Below are 10,744 nucleotides of genomic sequence, written 5' to 3'. Positions count from 1 at the left end.
CCAATTTGTGACATACTTAACTTTTTATAGGACTAAAAACAGATGAAAAATGCATAAGAAACAGTTGGCCTCTTATGCATTTTAAGTGATTAATTTGTTGTTATTATTTGAGGATTAGGTTTGAAAAAGATGATATCACTACGTTGTAAATTGCTTAAGCTAGGATTATCTTTATTCAACTCAACTTCTAAAAAATCCTTTTGATTAGTAGGTTTAATCGTAACTCGCGTAATCGCCCCTAAAGGTCTAACATCAAATACTTCTGCCTCAAAAAAACCGACTTCTTGTTGTGAAGAAATAATGACCTCATGAGGTCTAAAAAGTATTTCCTTATCTCCTAAAGTGAAACTATTTGAATCCCCCAAGAAATGATATACAAAGTCATTGGCAGGTTTATCATATAATTCTGCTGGTGAACCTACTTGCTCAATAACCCCTTTATTCATTACCACAATACGATCTGAAACCTCCATTGCTTCTTCTTGATCGTGGGTTACAAATACACTGGTTAAATGAATTTCATCATGTAAACGCGCTAACCAACGACGTAACTCTTTACGAACTTTCGCATCTAATGCACCAAAAGGTTCATCCAATAATAATACTTTTGGCTCAACCGCTAAGGCACGCGCCAAAGCAATACGCTGCCTCTGTCCACCAGAGAGCTGATCAGGGTAGCGATCACCTAACCAATCAAGCTGTACCATTTGCAATAGATAATGTACTTTTTCTTTAATTATTTTTTCAGAAGGACGTTCACTACGTGCCTTCATTCTTAAACCAAAAGCCACATTATCAAATACTGTCATATGGCGGAACAAAGCATAGTGCTGAAACACAAACCCCACATTACGATCGCGTACATCGTGGCCACTAACATCTTCACCATGAAAAATAATGCTGCCTGTATCGGGTGTTTCTAAACCTGCAATAATGCGCAATAAACTTGTTTTACCACACCCTGAAGGCCCTAGTAAAGCAACTAACTCACCACTTTTAATTTCTAAATTAATATTATTTAATGCCCTAAAATTACCAAAGTTTTTAGTAACATTTTCAACCGTTATACTCATACAGCAGGACCCTCTGGACGTTGACGAGAGCGATTCAAGCGCGATTCACTCCATTGACGAAGCAATAACACTACCAATGCCATCATTAATAATAAGATAGCTACACTAAATGCAGCAACAATATTGTATTCGTTATAAAGAATTTCGATATGTAACGGTAAGGTATTGGTATAACCACGAATATGACCAGATACCACAGATACAGCACCAAACTCACCCATCGCTCGCGCTGTACACAACACCACACCGTATAACAATGCCCACTTAATATTAGGTAAGGTGATATACCAAAAAATTTTAAAACCACTAGCACCCAGTAAGCGAGCAGCCTCTTCTTCTTGTGTACCTTGCTCTTGCATTAACGGAATAAGTGAACGCGCCACAAAAGGAAAAGTCACAAAAATAGTAGCTAACACAATACCAGGTACGGCATACACTATTTGGATATCATGTTCATTAAAAAAATCGGCAAAATAACTTTGTGCACCGAACAATAGAACATAAATAAGACCAGCGACCACAGGTGAAATTGAAAAAGGTAAATCTATTAAAGTAACTAATATACTTTTACCCCAGAATTCATATTTAGTGACACACCATGCAGCAGCAATACCAAATACAATGTTCAATGGTACAGAAATGCCTGTTGCTACTAATGTTAGTTTAAAGGCTGAGATAGCATCAGGCTCTTTAATGGCAATCCAGAACTCTCCTAAGCCTTTAGCTAAACCTTGCGAAACAACTGCCCATAAGGGTAAAAGTAACACTAAAATAAAAATTAACCACGCCAATATAATTAAAATAAGGGCTGGCCATGAAAACTTATCGGTGTATTTATTACGAATCATCACTTTATCCTATGCCCTTACTGCATTAAATAATTTCAAAAATATATTTAAAATATAAGTAGGTTTTAAATAACGTTGGATTAGGTTAATAACTAATAACATAGCAAAAGAGATAATCAGCATTAAAACACCAATTGCCGTAGCACCTATATAATCAAACTGATCCAACTTAGACATAATCAATAAAGGCAATATTTCTGTTTTAAAAGGGATATTAGCAGAGATAAAAACAACTGACCCGTACTCACCTATTCCTCTTGCCAACGCTAAAGAAAAGCCTGTTAGCCAAGCAGGAAATAGAATAGGAAAGATAACAAATAAAAAGGTTTGAAATGTATTTGCCCCTAAACTACGGGAGGCTTCTTCTACTTCACGTGGAATATCCTTAATCACAGGTTGCACAGTACGTACTGCAAAAGGTAATGTCACAAACACTAATGCTAAGGTAATACCTATAGGTGTATAAGCCACTTTAAAAGGCAATAATGAACCTATTAAACCTTGCGGAGCGTATAAAGTAGTTAATGCAATACCTGCTACAGCGGTAGGCAAAGCAAACGGTAGATCAACCATTGCATCAATTAACTTACGCCCTGGAAAAGTATAACGCACCAATACCCATGCTAATAAACTACCAATAATAGAAACAATAAAAGCAGACAGTAAAGAAGTATAAAGAGATAACTTTAAGGCTGATTGTAATTGTCTACTATTAAGAATAGCCCATAATTGTTCCATGGTAATTTGGCTAGCATAAAAAAACATACCAGCCAGTGGAATCAATACAATAAGAGAAAGCCACATTAGGGTATAACCTAATGTGAGCCCGAAACCTGGAATAACTGATTTTTGACGAAAAGACATTACTTACATAATCCAACTATCAATGGTTTATTTCACTATAAATTTGGTCAAATATACCGTTATCATTAAAAAATTTAGGTTGCACAACACCCCAACCACCAAACTCTTCGTCAATAGTTACTAACTTTAACGCAGGGAACTGATCTTTAAATTCTGCTGCTATTTTTTCATTACGAGGACGATAAAAATTTTCAGCAATAATACGTTGCGCAGGTTCACTGTACAAATATTCTAAATACGCAGTAGCTTGTTTACGTGTACCTTTTCGATCTACATTAGCGTCGACTACAGCAACGGGTGGCTCAGCAAGAATTGATACAGAAGGAGTCACAATCTCTAATTGATCACCGCCTTCTTCTTTTAAAGAAAGGTAGGCTTCATTTTCCCAAGCGATAAGCACATCACCTAAACCACGTTGCACAAAAGTAACGGTTGAACCTCTAGCGCCTGTATCTAGTACAGGGGTATTAGCAAAAATCTTTTTGACAAAATCACGGGCTTGCTCATCACTGCCATATTTATGTTTAGCATAAGCCCAAGCCGCTAAAAAATTCCAACGCGCGCCACCTGATGTTTTGGGGTTTGGTGTAATAACTTGGACGCCATTTTTAACTAAATCATCCCAATCTTTAATATTTTTAGGGTTACCTTTACGTACTAAAAATACAATTGTTGAGGTGTAAGGAGTACTGTTATTAGGTAATCTTGTTTGCCAATCTTTATGGATTAAAGGTTGTTTTAAATTAACTGCCTCAATATCACCTGCTAACGCTAAAGTCACTACATCGGCTCGTAAGCCATCAATAACTGCCCTTGCTTGCTTACCTGAACCACCATGGGAGTTTTTAATGGTGAGCGTTTCACCTGTTGTTTCTTTCCAATGCTTTTTAAATGCTTCGTTATAAGACTGATAAAGCTCACGGGTTGGATCGTAAGACACATTAAGCAACTCAGCAGCTATTACTTGAGTTGTTAATAATACTCCCACAACACCTGCAATTGTTTTCTTTAAAGTAGACATAATGGCCTCTTCCCAATTTAGTTTAGATAGTTGGGTAGCATTCTAACGAGCTTTTTTTATTCTTAAAAAGAATTTTTAATAAGGTGCTTATGCAATTATGGAATATATAAACTTATTTGTTATTTTTTTAATCAACAAAAAAGGCAGAATAAAATCTGCCTTTTTATTAAGTTAGCATAACTTATTTAATACCTGCATCTGCTTTTAATGCATCTGCTTTATCAGTACGTTCCCAAGTAAAGGTAGTAAATGTATCATCACCTACTGTTTTTTGTTGTGGAATACGTCCAAAGTGACCATAGGCCGCTGTTTCTTGATACATTGGATGCAATAAATCTAACATTTTAGTAATCGCATAGGGGCGAAGATCAAAGTGCTGACGAACTAGTTGCACAATCCTATCATCACTAATTTTACCTGTACCAAATGTATTTATTGAGATTGAAGTTGGTTGTGCCACGCCAATAGCATAAGATACCTGAATTTCACAACGATCTGCCAACCCAGCAGCTACGATGTTTTTAGCCACATAACGACCTGCATAGGCAGCACTACGATCTACTTTTGAAGGATCTTTACCAGAGAATGCACCACCACCATGGCGCGCCATACCACCATAACTATCCACAATAATTTTACGACCTGTTAAACCACAGTCACCCACTGGTCCACCAATAATAAATTGACCTGTTGGATTAATATGGAATTGGGTATCTTTATGTAATAGTTCTGCTGGAATAACGTGTTTAACAATCAATTCCATGACTGCTTCTTGAATATCTTTTTGTGAGACATCAGGATTATGTTGGGTAGACAGTACAATTGCGTCGATACCCACCACCTTGCCATTCTCATAGCGACAGGTAACTTGTGATTTAGCATCTGGGCGAAGCCAAGGTAATAAACCACTTTTACGTGCTTCTGATTGACGTTCAACTAGACGATGAGAGAAACAAATAGGCGCTGGCATTAATACATCAGACTCATTGCTCGCATAGCCAAACATTAAACCTTGGTCACCTGCACCTTGATCTTCTGGTTTCTGTCTATCTACACCTTGTGCAATATCAACTGACTGCTTACCAATTACATTAAGTACGCCACAAGTCGCACCATCAAATCCAACATCTGATGAGGTATAACCAATATCACAAATAACACGACGAACTAACTCTTCTAAATCCACCCAAGCATTTGTGGAAATTTCACCAGCAATAATTGCCACACCTGTTTTTACTAAAGTTTCACAAGCCACACGTGCAAGTTTATCTTGAGCAATAATAGCATCTAATATCGCATCAGAAATCTGATCTGCAATTTTATCTGGATGACCCTCAGAAACTGACTCTGAAGTAAAGAGTGCATATTCACTCATCACAAAACTCCTCTTGTAAAATAATATAACTGATCACTTTATTACTAAAGAATCGCTAAACAGCACAAAAGCATCTTATCTGTAGTTGAAAACCATTACGTAAACCAATATATAGGCTTTCGTCTGGCTTAAACCCTGCACTACTAGCCCAATGAGTTAATTCATCTGGCTCAAAACCTAACCATAAATCACCACAGGTTTTAGTAACCCAGTCTTGTTCGTGATGGCATAATTCTGCCACTAATAAATTACCTGATTCTTTTAAACAACTTTTAAAATGTTGGAAAGCATCAGCTGGTGCTGGTAAGTGATGTAACACCATATTAGCCACTATACAATCTAACGGGTTAGTTAGCTGTAGCTTAGTAGCATCTGCCTTCTTTAGAATAACATTAGGCAGCTTTTGTTGCTGACAATATTGCTCTGCTAATTGTAGCATTTCCGCATTATTATCAACTGCAATTACTTCTTTAAAGCGCTTAGCCAGTAATGGTAAAAATTTGCCATCACCAGGCCCCACCTCTAAAGCAATAGCCTCTTTATTAAAACCTTTACTATCAATAATCTTTAAAACATTATCTTGATAATGTTTTAGGTCAACAATCACATCTTGCTGATCTAAACCATCGCCTTTTGCAAGATTAGTAAAGAAAATTCGACTAGCCTCTGCTCTTTCAGCATAAATAATATTGAGGTTGTGTTGCAGTTCGTCTGGTATGGCTAATCCATCAATTTCATCCAATAGGCTTTGATGAAATCTACTCAAAGAGTGCTCTACAGAAAGTGTTCTACGATAAAATATAGTATTTCCTTCACGCCTAGTTACCACTAGGCCTGCTTGCAATAACACCTTTAAATGATGGCTCATTCCTGACTGTGTGGTATTAAACAACTGGGTAAGCTCTAAAACACCAAACGAATTATGCAATAAAACCCTTAACACCATAACTCGCAGCGGTTCACTCACTGCTTTACAGAGATTGGCAAAATTATCAATAGTTAGGTTAGAAGCTGTCATAGCTGCGCAGTCTACCCAGAAAATCACAAAACAACAAGTCTATATCAATTTTTTTTGATATAGATTTATTTTTTTAACTGAGTATAGTCTATTAGAAGACTATCAGCAGGTTTCTCATGAAAGGAAATATTAGTATCAAATACTATATTTACTAGTTCTGCTATCATGATGGCGGTTAATCCCCATATCTTAAATTGATGGTATTGATAACAAGGGATATACCACTCAATATTTAAATAATCAATACGGTGAGTAACAATGCGTGGATCCTCTCTAAAATAGCTCAAGGGCACCGTAAAAATTAATGCTATTTCATCTAAATTAGCTTCGTAAGAAAGAGAATCGTCAACAAAACCGACATAAGGCTTAACTTTTAAAAGATTTTTAGAAATTAATGTTGGTAAAGAACCTATAATCTCTACATTATCAGGTAATAAGGCTATTTCTTCTTGTGACTCACGCAAAGCTGTATGTAATAAACTTGTATCCTCAGGATCTCGCTTGCCTCCTGGAAAAGCTACTTCTCCACGATGTGATGTTAACCTATCAGAACGTAATGTTAAAAGTAGTTCTGGTTGCTCTTTTTTAATAATAGGTATTAATACAGCTGCTTCTTGCAAAGAACTGGGAAACAAAGGAGAACTTGGTTGATAAAGCTTCAGGCGTTTTTCAATATCTTGCCACATAACCTTACTTCCTCATACCTGTAAAATATCAGCTAATGATAAAAGAGGCTCTTTATTTAAAATAGGTAATCGGAACCCTTTACAACCATCATTAACTAACTGTTCTTTATTATGTTTAGTTAATCGCTTTATTTCACTTTCTCTTTTTAAAGCATGGGACTTAGACTCACACTGCTCAATATAAACTAATGCTAACGGTTTACTTGTAGAAAAAAACTTAGCTCCTAGCCCGTGACAATGTTTATAAAACCTAGCTACAGGGTCATTACTACTACCACAATAAAGCTTGCCATGCTCAGTACGTACTAAGTAAACATACCAAATCTGTTCAATTTTGACTACGTCTATCACTAATTGTTTGCCACACACCAAAACCAATAAAATAAAGGCCTGAAATCCACCATAATATCAACGTCCACGTTTTAAAATCACCATACTGTGCGATTAAAAAACCACTGGTCACTAACCATATTAAACTAAATAGTATATTTAATACCATTGCTTTACGAACCCTAAAAGGATGTAAAAACTTAACAGGTATAACTGACAGTACAGCGAGTCCTATAATGGCCAAAAATGTTAAAAAAGCTGGTGGATTAATGACTACAAAATATAAGGCGACAATATTCCATGTAGCAGGAAAGCCAACAAAATAATTATCCTCACTTTTCATATTTACATTACAAAAACAGAAAAAGGATGATAATAAAATAATGGCTATGGATACTATTTTTGTGCCATAAGGTAAGGGTATAAAATAATAAATGAAGATAGCAGGTACAAAAACATAGGTTAAATAATCAATGATTAAATCTAATATGCTGCCATCAAATTCTGGTACTTGATTTTTCACATCATAACGACGTGCTAATGTGCCATCAATACCATCAATTAATAAAGTAACCCCCATCCATACAAAAAACATTTGTGGACTACCATCCAAAATAGCCAGCAGTGCTAATAAACCAAATACTACACCACTGGCAGTAAATGCATGAACACCCCAAGCTTTAAGCTTCTTTATATCCATTAGCACAATAACTATTTCCTGAATAGATTAAGGATTTGCCTTAACTTGACGAATGAGCCCTTCTTGACAAACGGATGCTACTAATTTGCCATCTTGGGTAAAAATTTCCGCACGAACTAAACCACGAGCATCACCCGCCCAAGGGCTATACATAGAATAAAGCATCCATTCATTCATCTTAGGTTGGCTATGAAACCAAATGCTATGGTCGACACTCGCCACTTCCATATCTAAATCCATAAATCCTTTACCATGAGGCAATAGACTCGTCGTTAGTAAATTAAAATCAGAAGTATAGGCTAATAGATAACGATGTAATGAAGCAATATCTGGTACATCACCATCAGCTTTAAACCATACTTGACGAATAGCTGGACCTTTTTTTGGTGCAAAAGGATTAAAGTCTGAAACTGGTCTTATTTCTATAGGACGACCACGCTTTACTCTTTCTAACACTCTTTCTGGCAACGTTTCCATTTGCCTAGAAATTAAACTAGCTTCATTTTCTAGACCTTCAGGTCCTGGTACATCTGGCATTTGTTCTTGATGTTCAAAACCCGTTTCGGGATCATGAAATGATGCACTACAAAAAAAGATTGTTTTACCCTTCTGAATCGCAGTTACCCGTCTAGAACTAAAACTTTTACCATCTCTAACTCGGTCAACAGTAAATACGATAGGTATAGAGGGATCACCACGGCGTAAAAAATAGCCATGTAGTGAATGCGCAACTCGCTCCTTAGGAACGGTATAACTAGCCGCCGATAATGCTTGACCTAATACTTGCCCACCAAATAATTGACGAAACCCTAAATCTTGGCTTTGACCACGGTAAATATTTTCTTCTATAGGTTCTAAGTTTAATAAAGTAATTAACTCACCCAATAACTGATTACTCATTATTATAATGCCTCTTTATTGAAACAAACTCACCAACATGCCTATTACTGTGATGAAGATAACTTTCTACAATTTAATTCTTTTTTGACAATACGTAATCCCTGAAGGTTTGGTATATTATTAAACTCTTTAAAATAATTACATACCATTGGTACCATAGTAGGATAAGCTCTAGCTAGTGCATGGGATAACTTATCTAAATCACCTATTTGTCCAGATAATAACGATAACTGTATTTTATTTGCAATAACTGGCGCATATGGACGCCATGCCAGCATTTCATCAGTTACTCTTTGCTGGTAAGCAAAATCATTCACTGTAGGGGACAAATTAGCAAACTCTTGTAGCTGTACCTCACGTCCCCAGAGTAAATCTCTTGTAGCAGATTTAAATTTGTTATAATCACCTTTATCAAATACCGCTACCTTATTATTGTAGAAAAAGCTTTTTGCATAAGTATTTAATGAACTGTTAGCAATAACAACAAATACTCCTGCAATGGCTATCCAAAATACGCTAGTTATTATTTTAGGTATAAATAATTTTATATCTTTTGATAATAAAGGAACTAAAACCAAAATAATCAATGGTACAAATTGCATACGCCACATTACATACTCTAGCATAGAGTTAATAAAATACACTAAGAATATTGTGAGTACTAACCACCACTGTAAAGTTTTAGGTGCTTTCCAAAAACAAAAAACTATATAAGCCAATAAGGCTAATAACGCTAGCAAACCTATTAAACCAAACTCAGTCATTATTTGTGTAAATAGATTATGACTATGTAATGTTAAATCACCAATAATAGTGTAATTAGGATCATTCACTCCAACCCAAAAGCCATGAACAGCATAGTTACCAAATCCCACCCCTATCAAAGGTGACTGTTTAACCATAGCAAACGCTTTGCTTATTTCAGATAAACGGAATGATTCACTAGCCGCAGAACGGTTTAAGGAGCTGGCGATATTGCTTGTTGCAACTTGCGTTGTGTCATCATTGAATAGCTGTAGAACAACAGGTAAAAAATAATAGATTAAAGCACCTACCATAAGAGCAACTAAGCAAATAATAAACTTTAAGTAAGTTTTATCTTTGCTTTTAACTAAACAGAACACAGCTGTAATGCATGCCAGTACCAGATAAACCAATACCGCCCTAGAACCACTACCTAACAATACAAAGCCGAACAATAAGGCAAAAACAATCACCACCACAATATGGAATATATTACGGAAAGCCAAATAGCATAGTGCTAAAAAAGCGACCATCATATAAATAGCAAATTGATTTGATTGTGCAATAAAGCCTATAAGGCGATCACTCATTGGCACCATCCAATAATCAATACCTGCTAAACGATATTGAATAGCAATGGCACCTAATGCTTCAACTACTCCGCCTATAAACAGTATAAAAGCTAAATAATCATAATATTGGGTTTCATTGTTATGTGCTAATTGAATAGCTAACAGAGCTGTTAGGATAACAACGACACTATAAATAACTAATGTAGCTTTATCTGACAAACTGCTATTTTGTACCACTGTTAATAAACAAAGGACAGCAAAAAAGCCAACTAAACAACCTACTAAAGGAGAAACAAGCAAATGACTTTGCTTAACGTTATTAATTCCTAATATGAACACAGCACATATTACAACAGCTGAGCAGGCAATAAAAAATGGCCAAAAATCACCCAAAGGAGCGTAATGGATAAATACACAAAAAGGAGCTACTGTAATTAATAACAAAGTAACTAATAAATCCTTTCTCAACGTCAAAATAACTTTCTCCTTAAAATACTCATAAACCATAAGTTAAGCCATTACAAAATAACAGATAATATTATCAATCCACTCAACTTATTGTGATAAATCGCTTTATTAGCGTGTAAGTATAATCAAGATAATTCACAGATAC

The 10,744-nt window shown here is 35.8% G+C and carries 11 protein-coding genes; all 11 read right to left on the bottom strand.

The window, feature by feature from the left end; genetic code table 11:
- Positions 1-89 precede the first annotated feature (89 nt).
- The 11 genes from JHT90_RS02990 to JHT90_RS02940 all read right to left on the bottom strand — a co-directional run bounded on the left by JHT90_RS02990 (position 90) and on the right by JHT90_RS02940 (position 10,605).
- A complete protein-coding gene (locus JHT90_RS02990; RefSeq protein ID WP_201093901.1) occupies positions 90-1,073 on the bottom strand; it encodes a sulfate/molybdate ABC transporter ATP-binding protein in 984 nt (327 codons plus the stop codon).
- Entirely contained in the window at positions 1,070-1,921 is an 852-nt protein-coding gene (gene cysW / locus JHT90_RS02985) for a sulfate ABC transporter permease subunit CysW (RefSeq protein ID WP_201093899.1), read from the bottom strand. The genes JHT90_RS02990 and cysW overlap by 4 nt, the downstream gene beginning before the upstream one ends.
- 9 nt (positions 1,922-1,930) lie before the next feature.
- Entirely contained in the window at positions 1,931-2,785 is an 855-nt protein-coding gene (gene cysT, locus JHT90_RS02980) for a sulfate ABC transporter permease subunit CysT (RefSeq protein ID WP_201093897.1), read from the bottom strand.
- Positions 2,786-2,804: 19 nt separating this feature from the next.
- The gene (locus JHT90_RS02975) at positions 2,805-3,806 is read right to left on the bottom strand and encodes a sulfate ABC transporter substrate-binding protein (protein ID WP_201093895.1); all 1,002 of its coding nucleotides are present in this window, start codon (positions 3,804-3,806) and stop codon (positions 2,805-2,807) included.
- 181 nt (positions 3,807-3,987) lie between these two features.
- A complete protein-coding gene (gene metK / locus JHT90_RS02970; protein ID WP_201093893.1) occupies positions 3,988-5,181 on the bottom strand; it encodes a methionine adenosyltransferase in 1,194 nt (397 codons plus the stop codon).
- 55 nt (positions 5,182-5,236) lie between these two features.
- Positions 5,237-6,199, bottom strand: a complete 963-nt coding sequence (locus JHT90_RS02965; protein ID WP_201093891.1) for a metalloregulator ArsR/SmtB family transcription factor — start codon at positions 6,197-6,199, stop codon at positions 5,237-5,239.
- A 65-nt stretch (positions 6,200-6,264) separates the two neighbouring features.
- Positions 6,265-6,885, bottom strand: a complete 621-nt coding sequence (locus JHT90_RS02960; RefSeq protein WP_201093889.1) for a CoA pyrophosphatase — start codon at positions 6,883-6,885, stop codon at positions 6,265-6,267.
- Between the two features lie 12 nt (positions 6,886-6,897).
- Entirely contained in the window at positions 6,898-7,236 is a 339-nt protein-coding gene (locus JHT90_RS02955; RefSeq protein ID WP_379971806.1) for a GIY-YIG nuclease family protein, read from the bottom strand.
- The gene (gene pcsA, locus JHT90_RS02950; protein ID WP_201093887.1) at positions 7,214-7,915 is read right to left on the bottom strand and encodes a phosphatidylcholine synthase; all 702 of its coding nucleotides are present in this window, start codon (positions 7,913-7,915) and stop codon (positions 7,214-7,216) included. The genes JHT90_RS02955 and pcsA overlap by 23 nt, the downstream gene beginning before the upstream one ends.
- A gap of 27 nt (positions 7,916-7,942) precedes the next feature.
- Positions 7,943-8,815 carry an acyl-CoA thioesterase II gene (gene tesB / locus JHT90_RS02945; protein WP_201093885.1) on the bottom strand — a complete coding sequence of 291 codons (873 nt, stop codon included), beginning with the start codon at positions 8,813-8,815 and terminating at the stop codon, positions 7,943-7,945.
- Between the two features lie 44 nt (positions 8,816-8,859).
- Entirely contained in the window at positions 8,860-10,605 is a 1,746-nt protein-coding gene (locus tag JHT90_RS02940) for an O-antigen ligase family protein (protein ID WP_201093883.1), read from the bottom strand.
- Positions 10,606-10,744: the final 139 nt, after the last annotated feature.

The sequence above is a fragment of the Entomomonas asaccharolytica genome (assembly GCF_016653615.1).
GTDB classification, from domain to species: domain Bacteria; phylum Pseudomonadota; class Gammaproteobacteria; order Pseudomonadales; family Pseudomonadaceae; genus Entomomonas; species Entomomonas asaccharolytica.
This window is presented reverse-complemented; position numbering and strand designations above follow the sequence as displayed.